The sequence below is a fragment of the Acinetobacter sp. PK01 genome (assembly GCF_022819285.1).
In the GTDB taxonomy this organism is placed as follows: domain Bacteria; phylum Pseudomonadota; class Gammaproteobacteria; order Pseudomonadales; family Moraxellaceae; genus Acinetobacter; species Acinetobacter tandoii.
Map to the genome: position 1 here is coordinate 3,023,432 of NZ_CP094643.1, position 16,870 is coordinate 3,040,301.

The window sequence follows — 16,870 nt, forward strand, 5'->3', positions numbered from 1 at the left end:
ATATAAAAAAAGCAGCCCGTAGGCTGCTATAAATGGAGCAATATTTATTCGCTTTTATCTTTTAAGCTGAAGAACCAGTTTAAAACCAAGGCTGCGAAGGTAGCCGTTCCAATGCCACCCAAATTGAAATTGCCGAACTGCAAGGCAAAATCACCTGTACCTAAAATAATGGTCACTGCTGCAACCATCAGGTTTTTATTTTTAGAAAAATCGACTTTGTTTTCAATCCAGATTTTGGCACCCGCAATGGTAATTAAACCAAAGACTACAATAGAAGCACCTGTGAGAATTGCAGTTGGAATGGTGTGAATAATGGCACCAAATTTTGGCGATAGCCCCAAGAAAATGGCAAACACACCTGCAATCACAAATACAATAGTTGAGTAAACGCGCGTAACAGCCATCACTCCAATGTTTTCGCCATAGGTGGTCATACCTGGTGCACCGACACCGCCAGAAAGCGTAGTTGCAACACCATCTGCCAAAAAGGCTTTACCAATTTGCGGGTCTAAGTTTTCACCCGTCATGGCACTGACTGCCTTAATATGACCTAAGTTTTCTGCCACTAAAATTAGCGCTACTGGAGCAATAATCAACATGGCATTTACATCAAACTGTGGTGAATGGAAGGTTGGAAAGCCAAACCACGCTGCTTGTTGAATTGGAGTAAAATTAATAGGTGTACCGTATCCCATGACATTCGAAACGATGAAATAGAGGAGATACGCCAGTAATAAGCCGATTAAAAGCAGTAAGCGTTGCAATAAACCTTTAGTGAAGACAGCAATTGACCCCATACAAAGCACCGTCACCAGCGCCATCCACATATTAAAGGGATTGCCCGCTACACCTTTTACTGTCACAGGTGCCAGATTTAAACCAATAATCATCACCACAGCACCAGTTACTACTGGTGGCATGAGTTTTTCAATCCATTTGGTGCCCGTTGCCATGACCATCAGACCAAACAGTGCGTACAACACGCCACATGCCATGATTCCGCCAGCAGCGACGGCTAAATTGGCATTCGGTGCACCCGTTCCAGAAGCGGCATAACCTGTGGCAGCAATGACCACGCCAATAAAAGCAAAGCTTGAGCCGAGATAACTTGGAACACGTCCACCTGTCATTAAAAAAAACAGAATGGTACAGATGCCCGACATAAAAATCGCAAGATTGGGGTCAAAACCCATCAAGAATGGGGCAAGAACTGTCGCACCAAACATGGCAAAGGCATGTTGAATACCCAACACAGCACTTTGTACAGGAGGAAGATACTCATTTGTGCCGACAGGCTGCGTCTCGACATTGCCTGTATAAGGACGCCATTTGGGAAACCAATTGGACATAAATTGATCGCTTTAAAAATAAATTGTGCACATCATACTCTTTCTTTTCGAGTGATTTAATCATTGATTTTTAATTTTAGATTAAGTAGAACTCTGATTTATAATAATTTTATACCAAGTGGTAAAATGTTTTGATTTTTAAATTAACAATAAATCAATATATTATTCTATAAATTATAGTCAATAAAAGCTGTTTGTTCGCTTTGCTTAGCGATAAATTTTTTTTATCAATCTTTCAAAAATTTTTTAACAATATAAAAAAACTGCTGAAAATTGAAGGTGGCAAGAAATATTTTGCCAATCGATTCAAACAAAATGCTGTTTTGGCAACCCAGCATACGGCTGAGTTGCCAATTGAGAATACTTACATCAACCCGTATTGCGAAGACCTGCTGCAATACCTGCGATACTGACCATTAAGGCATGATCGACTGGGGTATGTTCAGCTTGACGTTCTGCCAGATATAAACGACGTCGTTTCATCAGTTCAGCTTGCAGCAAATGTAGAGGCAGTAAGTAAGGTTTACGAACCCGCATCGATTGATCCAAAACTTCGTTGCTGCTGAGCAATTTGGATTCATCTTTTAAGGTGAGCAGGGTTCCCACTGCATCTTGTAGACGTTGGCGCAATGTGGTGCCCAGAGCTTTTAAGTCTTCATCTTGGGTCAAGTGGGTTTCATAGTATAAAGCCACATGTCCATCAGCTTTGGACAGGACCATTTCCAACATATCGATCAGGGTTTGGAAATAAGGCCATTGCTGCAACATGTCCTCTAAGGTTGCTTTATGTCCTTGTTCAATCACTTGATTAATAGCCGCACCTGTGCCTAACCAAGCGGGGAGCATCAGACGAATTTGCGTCCAGGCAAACACCCAAGGAATAGCACGTAAGGATTCAATCCCGCCACTGACTTTACGTTTGGCAGGTCGAGAACCCAATGGCAACATTTGCAGTTCCAGTTCAGGTGTGACGGTTCTTAAATATTTCACAAAGTGCGGATTTTCACGTACCGTTTGACGGTAAACCTGTACCGAAAGGTCAGTCATGCGATGCATCAGTTCACGCCATTCGGCTTTCGGCTCTGGCGGTGGAAGTAAGGTTGCTTCCAGTGTGGCTGCGGTATAAATTTCCAGATTTTGTAGCGCAATGCCTTCCAGTCCGAATTTAAAACGGATCATTTCGCCTTGTTCGGTGACACGAATAGCACCAGAAATGGAACCTGGAGGCTGAGAAAATAACGCCTGTTGGGTTGGAGCACCGCCACGACTGATAGAACCACCGCGACCATGAAACAGAGTCAGTTGTACCGCATGTTGTTTAGCGATGGCAGTCAACTCTTCTTGCGCTCGGTATTGCGCCCAATTGGCAGACATAAAGCCAGCATCTTTGGCCGAGTCTGAATAACCAATCATGACTTCATGTTTGCCCTGAATATGCTGTTTGTACCAATGCATATTGAACAGGGTTTGCATGGTATGTGCCGCACCATCCAAGTCTTTCAAAGTTTCAAATAGGGGAACTACACGTAAAGGCTGTTGAATGCCAGCTTCTTTTTGTAAGAGTAGAACAGCAAGCACATCACTTGGATATTCCGCCATGGAAATAATATAGGCACCGAGGCTTTCAGCAGGCTGTTCTGCCAAGGTCCGCATGGTGGCAAATACTTCTTGTACATCGGGGTGTAAAATCAGGCTTTGTTCGGGTTCATTCAAATGCTTGGGCAGCAACGGGCGTTTGCTTTGTAATTCTTGTAATAAGAAGTTTTGACGGGCTTGTTCCGTCCAAGTTTCAAAATTGCCTAAACCCAAATATTCGGTAATAGCAGAAATGGCTTGGCGATGACGCCCTGATTCCTGACGAATATCCAACTTTAATAATTCGATACCAAAGCAATTGACCCGATGAATAAAGTCCAATAATTTTCCATTGGCAATTTCAGGTAGGTTGCACGACATGAGAGAGCGATAACAGAGTAATAAAGGCTGTAATAGTTCCTGTTTACTTTTGATGATGCGACTGTCATCCAAGACCTGATCTTGTCCCTGAAGCTTATGGGCCAACCATTCTCGGGTGATTTTTAAGCGCTCGCGAGTGTCACGTAAATATTCACGATAAGGTTCAGGATGAGGTGCTCCCAAAGCCTGAACTAATTCATTGCTACAGTTTTGAATCGACAATTCCCAACGCAGGTCTTCAATATCACGTAAATATAAGTCAGCCGCTTTCCAGCGTGACAACCACAGCACTTCTTGGGTCACATTGTGGGTGACATTCGGGTTGCCATCACGGTCACCACCCATCCAAGAAGCAAAACGCACGGGAGCCACATGTAGCGGTAAACGTTGTCCACAATGTTCTTCTACCATCCTATCCAGTTCACGCATGAACTTGGGTACTGCATTCCACAAGGTTTGTTCAATGGTGGTGAAACCCCATTTGGCTTCATCGATAGGGGTTGGACGATGTTGACGAATTTCATCGGTTTGCCATGCAGAACAGATCAGCTGTTTTAAGTCTTCTAGTACGGCTTGGCGTTCACGCGGGGTGAGTTTTTGCTGATCGAATTTAAATAAACAGTCATTAATGCCATCATATTTTTGAATGAGGGTACGACGGCTCACCTCTGTAGGGTGTGCGGTCAACACCAGTTCAATTTTAAGTTCACACAGTTGTTGATAGAGCTGTTCTGCTGAGACTTGATGGGTTTTGAATTTTTGGAACAGATGATCGAGTGGATTTGGTGATGGGGCTTCAGGATCAAATTCACTTTGGCGACGGCTACGTACCACATGGTACTGTTCGGCGATATTGGCAAAGTTCAAAAAGTGCGTAAATGCACGGGTGAGCGGAAGAATCTCATCATCTTCTAGACTGAGAAAGAGCTGCTCTAGTTGTTTTTCGGCTTCAACTTGTCCATCACGTGCACCTTTGGCAAGTGCTCGAATCTGTTCTATCTGATTAAACAAATCTTGCCCGGCATGTTGTTTTAAGGTTTCCCCTAATAAATTACCAAGTAACCGTACGTCTTCGCGTAGTGGAGCATCAATTTGTTGAATCATTTTCCATTCTCCAGTTCTTATTCTTTTTGACTATACCCCGATTTAATCGAATGCCAAGTAGCAGGGCTACAAAAGTCGCAAGCTTTTGTTGATAAAACTAGCAATTGGATAATGGAATGGCGTTGGAAGGATCAAGGAAAAGAGGCACTAGGCATGCGAGCCATATTTCAGCATGAACAGTTCGATACTTTGTTGGATGATTTCCTGCTGTTGTTGAGAGGTTGGAATAGCACGTACACCCAGTAAAATTTCTAAATGACGTAGTCCAAGCAGTAAGGACAGTAGCAATAGGCGTTGCTGTTCGACATCCCCATGTTGAATAAAACCCAAGGTGGCAGCTTGCTGAAAAAACTCTTCCCAGCCATCACACATTTTTTGATGGGATGCATTATAAAACTGTAATGCTAAGGGATTTTGTTCGGCAGCCAGTTCAATCAGCAAATGTTCCAACTTCACTGCTTCGGGTAGGTACACAATGTTTAATGCGATTTGGCAAGCTTGAGCAAAAGCCTCAAGAAAATCACTGTCTGCATTCAATTCAAAGGGACGTGTTTCCATTAAATTTTCGCAGGTTTGTTCAATCGCACAGGTAAAAAGCGTGGCTTTGTCCTGAAAATGATTATAAATCGTTAGCTTGGTGACCCCAGCTTCTTGGGCAATTTGATTCATGCTCGAACCATGATAGCCATATTTGAGGAACAGGTTTCTAGCAGCTAGCAGAATTTGCTTATGCTTTTCTAAATCTTTGGGCCGACCGACATTCGTTTGCACAAAATTTTCCACTTTCGCTTAATTAAGTCATTTACTTCAAACAGGGCTTTTAATTAATGTACCGCGTGGTATATTAATTAAAAATTGTTCAAAGAACAGCATTGTATTTTGCCTTAAAAATGACATTTAGATAAGAGCACGACGAATGAACCTTGCCAAGACCCTAATCGCCAGTCTTATAATTTTATCCAGTTTGACCCTTTGGGGGTGTAATCGAGAACAGACAACAACAGAACAAGTCCCTTTTGTCATGGTGGTACAACCATCCACCGCTTTAACTGAGCAAAAAAGTTATGCGGGGGAAGTCAAGGCTCGACAACAAACGGATTTGGCATTTCGGGTGTCTGGGCAGGTTATGCAACGTTTTGTCGATGTTGGTGATCAGGTTCGGGTTGGGCAGGTTTTGGCAAAGCTGGACGTGAAAGATGCTCAATTACAATTAAATGCTTCCCGCGCACAATTGGAAAGTGCTCAGTCAGCAGCAAAAGTGGCTGAACAGGAGCTAACGCGTTTTAAGCAATTATTGCCGATGAATGCCGTGAGCCGTTCACAATATGATGCGATGAATAATCAGTATCAAGCTGCATTGGCCAGTCTAAAACAGGCACAATCCAACTATGAAGTTAGTCAAAACCAGACTCGCTACAATCAGCTTATTGCAGACAAAAGTGGCGTGATTACCGCACGTAATATTGAAGTGGGGCAGGTGGTTGCAGCAGGGCAAGCGGCTTATCAATTGGCGATTGCAGGCGAACGTGAGGTGGTCATTGGTGTACCTGAACAAGCCATTAATGATTTACGCATTGGGCAGGAAGCATGGGTGACTTTGTGGTCAAAACCACAAGATAAATTTGCAGCTTATGTGCGTGAGATTTCCCCAGCAGCGGATCAGTCGCGTACTTTTAGTGTGAAAGTTGCCTTAAAGAGCCAGAGCCAAGACATTCAGTTGGGGCAAAGTGCACGAGTCTTTTTTAGCAGTTTGCAGCACAATATCTTAAGTGTGCCCTTATCCAGTGTGTCTGCGAATGAGCAGCAGGCCTTTGTTTGGGTGGTGCATCCAGACTCACGTGTCCATAAAGTTCCTGTCACCTTAGGTGCTTACGGGCGTGACAGCGTACCTGTATTGTCTGGGTTAAAGCCTGAAGACTATATTGTGGTGGGTGGTGTACACCTGTTAAGAGAGCAGCAAAAAATTCGCCCGATCGATCGGGAAAATCGTGCAGTGCAACTATCTAGTACCAAGTCTGCGACAGGAGCGAAATCATGAATTTCAACCTGTCAGAATGGGCATTGAAAAATAAAGGCTTAATCCTGTATTTCATGATCTTGCTTGGCATCGTTGGTATGGTGTCCTATTCCAAGTTGTCGCAAAGCGAAGATCCGCCATTTACCTTTAAAGTCATGGTGGTGCAAACCTATTGGCCAGGTGCAACAGCGAAGCAAGTGTCTCTGCAAGTGACTGACCGTATTGAGAAAGAACTCATGAGTACGGGCAATTATGAGCGCATTATGGCGTACTCGCGTCCAGGCGAGTCGTTGGTGACTTTTTTCGCGAAAGATTCGTTGCGCTCTGCACAAATTCCTGATGTCTGGTATGACGTACGTAAAAAGATCAATGACATTCGGCATGAACTACCGAGTGATGTACAAGGCCCATTTTTTAATGACGAGTTTGGCGATACCTTCGGCAATATTTACGTACTTACGGGCAAGGGCTTTGACTATGCGGTACTCAAAGAATATGCCGATCGCTTACAACTGCAATTACAGCGGGTCCAAGATGTGGGCAAGGTCGATCTGATTGGGTTACAAGACCAGAAAATCTGGATTGATTTATCCAATACCAAAGCCACACAACTGGGCATTCCTATCACTGCGATTCAGCAGGCTTTGCAGCAACAAAATGCCATAGCCAGTGCAGGTTATTTTGAAACTCAGACCGATCGTATTCAAATTCGCGTGAGCGGTCAGTTGCATAACGTCGAAGATCTGAAAAAAATGCCCTTATTGGTGAATGGTCAAACCATTCAACTGGGGGATGTGGCAGAGGTTTACCGTGGCTTTAGTGAACCTGCCCAGCCACGCATGCGTTTTATGGGTGAAAATGGCATTGGGATTGCGGTTTCGATGCGTAAGGGGGGAGATATCCTGGCTTTGGGGGAAAACTTACAGGCCGAGTTTGCAACCTTACAGAAAAGCTTACCTTTGGGGATGAAGCTAGAAAAAGTCTCTGATCAGCCCGTTGCGGTTGAACGCAGTGTGCATGAATTCATGAAAGTCTTGGCTGAGGCCGTGATTATTGTATTGTTGGTAAGTTTCTTTTCTTTGGGTTTTCGTACTGGCTTGGTGGTGGCATTTTCCATTCCGCTGGTACTGGCTATGACCTTTGCAGGCATGAATTTATTTGATGTAGGACTGCATAAAATTTCTTTAGGCGCCCTGATTTTAGCCCTCGGTTTGTTGGTCGATGATGCCATTATTGCTATCGAAATGATGGCTATACGTATGGAACAAGGCTATAGCCGCTTGCAAGCTGCGGGGTTTGCGTGGAAAACCACGGCCTTTCCAATGCTGACGGGGACTTTAATTACCGCAGCAGGATTCTTGCCGATTGCCACAGCCGCTTCTAGCACTGGAGAATATACCCGTTCCATTTTTCAGGTGGTGACCATTGCTTTAATTGTGTCTTGGTTTGCTGCGGTATTGTTTGTCCCTTATTTGGGGGATAAGTTATTGCCTGATTTTCAGCAGCAACCAACTAGAGCACCTTGGTATCAAAGGCTTTGGGCTCGTTTCAGAAAACAACCTGAGCCACAGCCCATCAAGTTGCATAGTACTGAACATGATCCTTATCAGACCCAGTTTTATCAACGTTTTCGTGCATGGGTAAACTGGTGTGTGACCTATCGTAAAACCGTGATTGCCACGACCTTGGGTATGTTTGTGCTTTCAGTGTTGATGTTTAAATTGGTGCCACAACAATTTTTCCCGCCATCAAACCGCGCTGAAATTTTGGTAGATTTAAAACTTGAAGAAGGCGCTTCTCTTAAAGCCACAGAGGCGGCAGTGAAAAAGGTCGAGCATTTTCTTTCGAAACAACAGGGAATTGAAAATTATGTGGCTTATGTAGGGACAGGTTCGCCGCGTTTTTATTTACCTTTAGATCAGCAATTACCCCAAGCCAGTTTTGCTCAGTTTGTGGTTCTCGCATCTTCTTTGGATGATCGCAATGACATTCGCCATTCTCTGGAACAGCAAATTCGTCAATTACTACCTGAAGTGCGGACACGGGTTTCCTTATTGGAAAATGGTCCGCCGGTAGGTTATCCAATTCAATACCGTATTTCGGGAGAGGATCTTAATTCGGTTCGCCAATGGGCGCAAAAAGTTGCTGCTGTAGTGGGAGAGAATCCAAATACCACAAATGTGCACTTGGATTGGGGTGAACCCAGCAAGATTATTCAATTGCAGATTGATCAAGACCGTGCCCGCCAAATGGGAGTCTCGAGCGTAGATTTAGCCAATTTTCTGAATAGTTCAATTCAGGGCGCTGTATTGCATCCCTACCGTGAAAAGCGCGAGTTAATTGATATTCGGTTACGTGGTGATGAGGCAGAGCGTTTGAGTGTTGAATCTCTCGCTAGTTTGGCTGTACCGACCACCCAAGGCACTTTCGTACCGTTGGCCCAGATTGCCAAAATTGAATATCGTTTTGAAGAGGGTTTAATTTGGCACCGTAATCGCTTACCGACCATTACGGTACGCGCGGATATTCGGACCAAATTACAACCCGCAACGGTGGTGGCTGAATTGTCAGATCGTATGCAACAAGTCCGTTCAGAATTGCCTGCGGGCTATTTGCTAGAAGTCGGAGGCACAGTGGAAGAATCGGCCCGTGGGCAAAAGTCAGTGAATGCGGGGATGCCGCTGTTCTTGGCTGTGGTCATGACCTTGCTGATGATTCAACTTAAAAGTATTTCCCGTGCCACCATGGTCTTGCTCACGGCACCGCTCGGTTTAATTGGCGTAGTATTATTCTTGCTGTTGTTTAATAAGCCGTTTGGTTTCGTCGCGATGCTAGGTACAATTGCCCTTTCAGGCATGATCATGCGAAATTCTTTGATTTTGATTGATCAAATTGAACAAGATCGTGCCGCAGGACAAGCTACCTGGGAGGCAATTATTGAAGCGACGGTCCGCCGTTTCCGTCCAATCTTGTTAACTGCACTGGCCGCAGTTTTGGCCATGATTCCATTATCACGCAGTATTTTCTTTGGGCCAATGGCGGTGGCGATTATGGGTGGCTTAATAGTTGCGACTTTGCTCACACTATTCTTTTTACCTGCTTTGTATGCGCAATGGTTTAAGGTGAAAAAGACCGTTTAGTACAAAATATTTTAGTAATATCAGGTGCGAAAGTTTGAAAATTTCAATATAGTAGCACCTTATATTTTTATTAAATTTCAGTTTAGGAATTTTGCTACATACTAAAAAAAACAAAGATGTAGTAATGAGGTTTAATCGCACATGAAGCAAGACAGTTTAACCAAGTATCGCCGCTCTATCGCGATTTCTTATGTCTTCATGTTTTTGGCATTATTTACCGTCATCAGCGGTATTTTTGCTTATTGGTTTGCCCGTAAAGTGACCCAAGTGGATACTGAAGTCTGGTTACAAGCCCAAGCCCTTTGGGTTATGCGAAATATCATTATTTATACCGTACTCAGTTTATTTGCTGCATTGTGGTTTATTCCTTTATGTTTCTTCACTTGGAATAGTGCACTTTGGGTTACAGGATGTACCGTTGCAGGTGTGGTATTCGCATTGATTGCCTTTTTATATTTACTCAATGCTTGGATTAAAGGCCTTTCTAAGTTTATAAAAAATAAAGCAGTTTTCTAGAATTTGTAAATTTTTTAACATTTTGCCCTTGTAAAATCACGCTTCACCCCCAATTTCAGAGCATTATTCAGTATGAAATGAAATTCCGTGAGGAGCATCGCCAGCTATGGCTAAACGTGATTATTATGAGGTTTTAGGTGTCGCTAAAACCGCTAGTGATGATGAAATTAAAAAAGCCTACCGTAAGTTGGCGATGAAATATCATCCAGACCGTAACCCAGACAACCCTGAAGCAGAAGAAAAATTTAAAGAAGCCTCTGAAGCTTACGAAATTCTTTCCGACAGCGAAAAGCGCAGCATGTACGACCGTATGGGACATGGTGCATTTGAAGGTGGTTTCGGTGGCGGCGGTGGTGGCTTCGGCGGTTTTAGTGCAGAAGACATTTTCAGCCAGTTTGGTGATATCTTCGGTGGTGCTTTTGGTGGTGGCGGTCGTGGTCAACAGCGTCAGCGCCGTGGTTCTGACTTACGTTATGTGATGGAACTCACTTTAGAAGAAGCAGTAAAAGGGGTGAAAAAGACCATTACCTTTACTGCGCCAGCACCATGCGAGAGCTGTGACGGTAAAGGTTCTAAAAACCCGAATGATGTTGAAACGTGTAAAACCTGTCATGGTGCAGGTCAAGTCCGTATGCAGCAAGGCTTTTTCTCAGTACAGCAAACCTGCGGTACATGTCGTGGACAAGGTAAAATCATTAAGAACCCTTGTCAGAAATGTCATGGTTCGGGGGTTTCTGACCGTCAGCAAACCCTAGAAGTGACGATTCCAGCTGGGGTAGACAATGGCGATCGCGTGCGTTTAAGCGGTAAAGGTGAAGCCATTCGTGATGGTCAAGCTGGCGACCTCTATGTAGAAGTTGTGGTACGTGAACACGAAATTTTCCAACGTGATGGTGCAGATCTGTATATGGATGTACCAGTAAGCATTGCTGATGCTGCTTTGGGTAAAGAGATTGAGATTCCAACGCTAGAAGGTCGTGTAAGTTTGAAAATTCCTGAAGGTACGCAAACTGGAAAAATGTTCCGTTTACGTGGCAAAGGGGTTAAACCTGTACGTACCAGCATGCAGGGTGATTTACTCTGCCGTATTGTGGTGGAAACACCTGTGAACTTGACGGCTCGTCAACGTGAACTGTTGAAAGAACTGCAAGTGACTTTAGATGGTGAAGACAATAACTCTTCACCAAAGAAAAAGTCATTCTTTGATCGTTTGTTTGACTAATTCAATGTAATAAAAAAAGGGCGTGTAAAACATGCCCTTTTTTTATGTCTGTTTTATTGTGCGATAGGTGCATCAATCGCTTCAATACTCACCGTTTCTTCAACAGATTGTTGCGTTGCACTCGCGGATGTTTGAGTAGCATTCGTTGCCACACGTTCGGCAAGGCTTCCAGGTTGACCATTAACGGTGGTCATAATTTTAACCCCTGCCAAACTGTCAATGCTGTCGCCAGATTGGGCAGCAGGTTCAGCATACACATGAGCAGCAACAGTACACAGTAAAGCGAGTATTATTTTTTTCGAATGCATAGAAAGTCTCCTGACAATTTTTATCTTGATGATTCGTGATGGCTAGTCTGCGTAAGCAAGATGTAAATTGTGTGAAAAAAGAGAGGCTTCATTTTCATTTTTAAAGATTTTTTTCGATATAAACCTACGCCATGATCTAATTCTTCACTATCTCGATGCGTTGAGATTGGGCAATTTGAAGTTTAAATCGATTCAACCAAGATTTTTGCGAAAAAATTAGATTACAACTTAGTCGTGTTCCAGAGTTTTGCTATAGTAAAGGCAATTTTAAATTCGAGATTAGGAACGGATTATGTCTACAAGTCCACGTATTGGGGTATTGGGTGCAGGCGGTCGTATGGGTCGCATTCTGATTCAGGCGGTACAACAAGCGGGCTATCAACTGGCTGCTGCGGTTGAGCGACCAGAAAGCAGTTTAGTGGGTTCAGATGCAGGTGAGCTTGCAGGCATTGGTCACATTGGTGTGAAGATTGTGGGCAGTCTGCAAGAAATTTTACCTGTATGTGATGTAGTGATTGATTTTACCGCACCTGTTGCTACCGAACAGCACTTGAAACTGTGCCGTGACGCGGGTGTTGCCATGGTCATTGGCACCACTGGCATGAATGATGAGCAAAAAGCACTTCTTGATGAAACATCAACTCATACGCCAGTCGTCTATGCAGCCAACTATTCTGTAGGCGTGAATGTATCGATTAAATTATTGGAACTGGCATCAAAAGTCTTTGGCGATACAGTTGATATTGAAATCATTGAAGCGCATCACCGCCATAAAGTTGATGCTCCATCGGGTACTGCTTTAATGATGGGTGAAGCCATTGCAGATGCATTAGGTCGCGACTTGAAACAAGATGCTGTGTATTGCCGTGAAGGCCATACTGGTCCACGTGAACGCCAAAGCATTGGTTTTCAAACCATTCGTGGCGGTGACATTGTGGGTGAACACACTGCAATGTTTATTGGTGAAGGTGAGCGTGTAGAAATTACTCACAAAGCCACCAACCGCATGAATTTTGCTTCGGGTGCAGTTCGTGCCGCAGCATGGGTGGTTGGGCGTGAAGCACGTAAATATGACATGAAAGATGTACTCGGTTTTAACGATATTCAGGTGTAAAACACGGTCTGAATTTGCGAAAACATTTGCATAAAATTAAAATAAAAAGCTGAATTAAATGAAAATAAAACTAATCACTTGCTGCGCTGTAGCCTTATTGGCTACAGCACAGGCCAAGTCTATCGACAATGCCAAACTCAGTATTAACAAGCAGAATATTAAAGTTTGGACCTATCAAAACAGTACAAACCCTGTGGTGTTGTATAAAGCCGAAACTCATTTTGATGTGCCGATTGAAAAGGCCGCTGCCCTGATTTTGGATGTGGAACAAGCGCCAAGATGGGTGCCTTATATGGGCAGCGTCAAAGTCTTATCTCGCGATGACAGCAAAGGCGAGTTTCTGTTGTATATGGTGCTGGATTTTCCCTTTCCTTTAAAAGACCGAGACTTGGTGGTAAAGGGGAAAATGAGCAAAGATGCTCAAGGCATGATTCATATTCAAAACAAGGCTGTGAATCAAGGCTATCCGTTAAATCCAAATTATGTACGTTTAAGCCGTTATGAAGGTGATTGGACTTTTCAGAAACTGGGGAAGCAGAAAGTGAAAGTCTCGACCTATGGCTATGCCGATCCAGAAGGTTCTATTCCACTTAGCGCTGTGAATTTATTTGTGGAGCAGCAGCCGTATCAAATGTTGTTAAAAATGAAGGATGAGTTGGCAAAACCGCGGAATTATGCAGCTTTGCCAATCGCATTGCGCTAGTCAATGCGATGTCAAAATCGACATGGATTTAGTGTTCAAGACATTGAGGTTCTATTTTCTGTATTTGGCTTTGCACAAGCTGTTTGTTCAGTAACATTTTTTGTAAGCCGACCAACAGCAAGGCTAGACCACTTAATAGTGCACCGATCCATGCCACCGCCGTATAGCTGAGTCCAAAACTGAGTACGCTGGCACCCGCCAGTGCACCCAAGGCATTGCCTAAATTAAAGGCGCCAATATTGACCGAAGAGGCAAGTCCAGAAGCTTCATGCGCAACTGACATGACGCGCATTTGTAAGGGAGGAACCACAGCAAATGCGGCTGTACCCCAGAGGGTTAAAGCAATGGCTGCGCCAAAGGCGGTTTGTGCCAGTAGCGGAAACAGTAGCATCATGATGCTGAGTAGGCTGAGAAAACCCAATAGCGTCTGATCCAGTGAGCGATCTGCGAATTTTCCCCCCAGATGATTGCCAATTGAAAAGCCAATCCCGACCAGAACCAACATGAACGTGATCAGGCTGGGTGTAGCTTGAGTGAAGTTTTGCAAACTGGGTGCAATGTAGGTATACAGTGTGAACATCGCGCCTGAGCTCATGACTGTGGTCAATAATGCCAAAACCACAGGTAAACGACGGAGTACCTTGAGTTCATGAGCAATATTGGGACGAGCACTGGCTTGACCTTCGGGCAGTGCTTTCCAGAGAGACAGCATGGTGATTACACCCAGTAGCGTGATGCCCAGAAAAGCAATGCGCCAACCAATATGTTGCCCGACCCAAGTGGCAAAGGGAACGCCGCCAATATTGGCCAGAGTCAGTCCCATAAACATGGCTGCGACGGCACTGGCTTGTTTTTCTTTGGGTACCACACTGGCGGCGACCACGGAACCAATGCCAAAGAAAGCACCATGATTTAAGCTGGTCAAGATGCGTGCCAGCATTAAGCTCGAATAACTGTGGGCAAAATAAGCCAGCAGGTTACCTAGTGTGAAAATGACCATGAGCAGGATCAGGGCACGCCGTTTGGAATAGCGGCTAAACCACAGTGTCATCAGCGGGGCGCCCAACATCACCCCAATCGCATAGGCACTGATGAGCATACCTGCTTGTGGAATAGAAATACTCAGATCACGGGCAATTTCAGGTAAAAAGCCCATGGGGGAAAATTCAGTCGTCCCAATGGCAAAGGCGCCTATTGCCAGCGCCAATAACGGGTAATTCATTTTCATTTGATAGCCCTAATCCCACTCGGGAGCGAGTTGTTCAGGATTGACCTCACGTGAGTTTCGGTCGAGCTCAGTAATTGCCTGTATCTGTTCAGGAGTGAGCTGTAAATCTTGGGCTTTTAAATTTGCCAACAAATGTGCCCGTTGTGTAGAAGATGGAATGACGGCATAACCTTGTTGTAGCGCCCACGCCAATGCCACTTGCGCGGAACTGGCATTGATTTGCTGGGCAATCGTCTGTAAGACAGAATCTTGCAGCACTTTGCCATAGGCCAAAGTCATGTAAGAAGTCACATCAATTTGTTGCTGTTGCAGATAACCGACCAAGGGACGATTTTGTAAATAAGGACTCAGTTCAATTTGATTGGTGGCAATATGCTCAAGTCCAATACTGTTAATTGCCTGTTGGGTTAGGGCGATATTAAAATTTGAGATACCGATATGTTCGGTCAGTCCTAATTGCTTGGCATGCAGCAAGGCTTGCATGACTTCCTCAATTTGAATGCCCAGTTGAGGGGCAGGCCAATGAATTAAAGTCAAATTCACAGCATCCGTGCCTAATTTTTGTAGGCTCTGTTTTAAGCTCAGAATCAATTGCTCTGGAGCGTAATTTTCAGTCCAAATTTTGGTGGTCAAAAATAATTCATGTTGTGGTACACCACTGTTGGCAATGGCTTGACCAATTTCAGCTTCATTGCCATAAATTTGTGCCGTATCAATGGCACGATAGCCGACCTCAAGTGCAGTCTGAACCGCGTCAATTACCGTTGCACCCGTCAAGCGAAAGGTACCCATTCCCATTTTTGGAACAATCATGTTTTTCTCAACCGAACTTTTTTAAAGATGGAGCTATTTTGCTGAAATAACTGTTGTGGAAAAATCTAGGAATTTGCAAAATATTGTTGACCAATAATCAATAAAATGACGATGAAATCGACCATTGAAGAATTAAATGCTTTTGTTCAGATTGTCGAAAGTGGCTCGATCGTGAAAGCTGCGGAGCAATTAGGACAAACCACATCGGGTGTTAGTCGTGCCTTGCAGCGCTTGGAAAGTAAACTCAATGTGACCCTGTTGGAACGGACTACGCGCAAGTTGAAACTGACGCAAGAAGGGCAGTTGTTTCTGGAAAAATCGCGTAAGATTTTGAATGATTTGACCGAAGCTGAAGATGCTTTATTAAAATCTGATCATGATATTTCAGGTCTCATTCGGGTCGATTCTGCGACGCCCTTTGTGCTGCATGTGATTGTGCCACTGATTCAAGAGTTTATGCAGCAATATCCGAAAATTGAAATTGAATTGAATAATCACGATCAGATTATTGATTTACTGGAACATAAAACCGATGTGGCGATTCGTTTTGGCGAGTTAAATGATTCCAGCTTACATGCCAAACTGTTGTGCCGTAGCCGCCTATATATTGTGGCCAGTCCTGATTATTTAGCCCAACATGGCACGCCCAACCAGCCTGAGCAGTTGTTGCAGCACCCCTTGATCGGTTTTACCCAGCCTACACATTTAAATACTTGGCCCTTAATGTTGCAGGGACAACATCTTAATATTCATCCAAAAATCAAGGCATCGAATGGGGAAACCGTACGTCAGTTGGTGCTTAACGGTACTGGGATTACCTGTTTGTCGCGTTTTTTGGTTCAAGATGATCTCCGTGCAGGACGTTTGGTGGCCCTGTTTGAAGATCAGATTGAACTGCAATATCAAAAAATCCATGCGGTGTACTATCAACAAGAACACTTACCGAAACGGGTTCGCTTGTTCATTGAGTTTTTGGCGCAGAAACTTGCAATTTATCTGTAGCTTTAGGCAAGTGAAGCTGCACAGTGAGCAAGGCTTGTCGTGGTGCTTGGTTCTGATCATGTTGAGCAATCGCAAAATGCTGTGCATCGTTCCAACAGACAAAGCGTAACTCTTTTCGCTGTGTTTCACCAATTAAGGTGGTGCGTGTTGAGCCAGATTGATAGCTAAACAGGCGCTGCGGGATGACGCTGTCCACGACATCACTTTTCTGCGCGAGCTCAAAATTCTGCTGTCCAGATGCTTTTAAAAAACCGTCAATTAAAGACTGACAAATAAAATCACGTTGCTGTTGCCAAACTGAGGTATTCGGTTGGCAAGCGGAAAGACACAGTGCGAGTGCGACCAAGCTAAAACGATACATGTTGATTTCCCCCTAGGTAAAAATGAACTGTACGCCT

The 16,870-nt window shown here is 44.1% G+C and carries 14 protein-coding genes; 7 read left to right on the forward strand and 7 right to left on the reverse strand.

Features of this window, described 5'->3' with window-relative positions; translation table 11 throughout:
- Positions 1–44 precede the first annotated feature (44 nt).
- The 3 genes from MP622_RS14270 to MP622_RS14280 all read right to left on the reverse strand — a co-directional run bounded on the left by MP622_RS14270 (position 45) and on the right by MP622_RS14280 (position 5,180).
- Positions 45–1,349 (reverse strand): solute carrier family 23 protein, encoded by a 1,305-nt coding sequence (locus MP622_RS14270; protein WP_243791503.1) that lies wholly within the window; start codon positions 1,347–1,349, stop codon positions 45–47.
- Between the two features lie 369 nt (positions 1,350–1,718).
- A complete protein-coding gene (gene ppc / locus MP622_RS14275; protein ID WP_243791505.1) occupies positions 1,719–4,409 on the reverse strand; it encodes a phosphoenolpyruvate carboxylase in 2,691 nt (896 codons plus the stop codon).
- 147 nt (positions 4,410–4,556) lie between these two features.
- On the reverse strand, positions 4,557–5,180 hold the full coding sequence (locus MP622_RS14280) for a TetR/AcrR family transcriptional regulator (RefSeq protein ID WP_016168928.1): 624 nt from the start codon (positions 5,178–5,180) through the stop codon (positions 4,557–4,559).
- A 145-nt stretch (positions 5,181–5,325) separates the two neighbouring features.
- On the opposite strand from MP622_RS14280, the gene MP622_RS14285 reads away from it, so the two are divergent.
- From MP622_RS14285 to dnaJ, 4 genes are all read left to right on the forward strand, one after another.
- On the forward strand, positions 5,326–6,447 hold the full coding sequence (locus MP622_RS14285; RefSeq protein ID WP_243791507.1) for an efflux RND transporter periplasmic adaptor subunit: 1,122 nt from the start codon (positions 5,326–5,328) through the stop codon (positions 6,445–6,447).
- The gene (locus tag MP622_RS14290) at positions 6,444–9,566 is read left to right on the forward strand and encodes an efflux RND transporter permease subunit (RefSeq protein ID WP_044738820.1); all 3,123 of its coding nucleotides are present in this window, start codon (positions 6,444–6,446) and stop codon (positions 9,564–9,566) included. Before MP622_RS14285 ends, MP622_RS14290 begins: the two co-directional genes overlap by 4 nt.
- A 141-nt stretch (positions 9,567–9,707) precedes the next feature.
- Positions 9,708–10,082, forward strand: a complete 375-nt coding sequence (locus tag MP622_RS14295; protein WP_016168925.1) for a hypothetical protein — start codon at positions 9,708–9,710, stop codon at positions 10,080–10,082.
- A gap of 106 nt (positions 10,083–10,188) precedes the next feature.
- Entirely contained in the window at positions 10,189–11,304 is a 1,116-nt protein-coding gene (gene dnaJ / locus MP622_RS14300; RefSeq protein WP_151505092.1) for a molecular chaperone DnaJ, read from the forward strand.
- Between the two features lie 53 nt (positions 11,305–11,357).
- Here the strand turns inward: dnaJ and MP622_RS14305 are convergent, their stop codons facing one another.
- The gene (locus MP622_RS14305) at positions 11,358–11,612 is read right to left on the reverse strand and encodes a hypothetical protein (RefSeq protein ID WP_052662049.1); all 255 of its coding nucleotides are present in this window, start codon (positions 11,610–11,612) and stop codon (positions 11,358–11,360) included.
- A gap of 292 nt (positions 11,613–11,904) precedes the next feature.
- Between MP622_RS14305 and dapB the strand changes: the two genes are divergently transcribed.
- Complete coding sequence (gene dapB / locus MP622_RS14310) at positions 11,905–12,726, forward strand: 4-hydroxy-tetrahydrodipicolinate reductase (protein ID WP_243791509.1); 822 nt, start codon at positions 11,905–11,907, stop codon at positions 12,724–12,726.
- A gap of 58 nt (positions 12,727–12,784) precedes the next feature.
- Complete coding sequence (locus tag MP622_RS14315; RefSeq protein WP_243791511.1) at positions 12,785–13,429, forward strand: START domain-containing protein; 645 nt, start codon at positions 12,785–12,787, stop codon at positions 13,427–13,429.
- 28 nt (positions 13,430–13,457) lie between these two features.
- Here the strand turns inward: MP622_RS14315 and MP622_RS14320 are convergent, their stop codons facing one another.
- Positions 13,458–14,657: an MFS transporter gene (locus MP622_RS14320; protein ID WP_243791513.1), complete on the reverse strand. Its 1,200-nt coding sequence runs from the start codon at positions 14,655–14,657 to the stop codon at positions 13,458–13,460.
- A 9-nt stretch (positions 14,658–14,666) separates the two neighbouring features.
- Complete coding sequence (gene dkgB / locus MP622_RS14325) at positions 14,667–15,470, reverse strand: 2,5-didehydrogluconate reductase DkgB (RefSeq protein ID WP_243791515.1); 804 nt, start codon at positions 15,468–15,470, stop codon at positions 14,667–14,669.
- Between the two features lie 111 nt (positions 15,471–15,581).
- Here dkgB and MP622_RS14330 point away from each other — a divergent pair, with 111 nt between their 5' ends.
- Positions 15,582–16,472 (forward strand): LysR family transcriptional regulator, encoded by an 891-nt coding sequence (locus tag MP622_RS14330; protein WP_243791517.1) that lies wholly within the window; start codon positions 15,582–15,584, stop codon positions 16,470–16,472.
- Here the strand turns inward: MP622_RS14330 and MP622_RS14335 are convergent.
- Positions 16,432–16,833 (reverse strand): hypothetical protein, encoded by a 402-nt coding sequence (locus MP622_RS14335; protein WP_243791519.1) that lies wholly within the window; start codon positions 16,831–16,833, stop codon positions 16,432–16,434. The two genes, MP622_RS14330 and MP622_RS14335, sit on opposite strands and share 41 nt — an antisense overlap.
- Between the last annotated feature and the right edge of the window lie 37 nt (positions 16,834–16,870).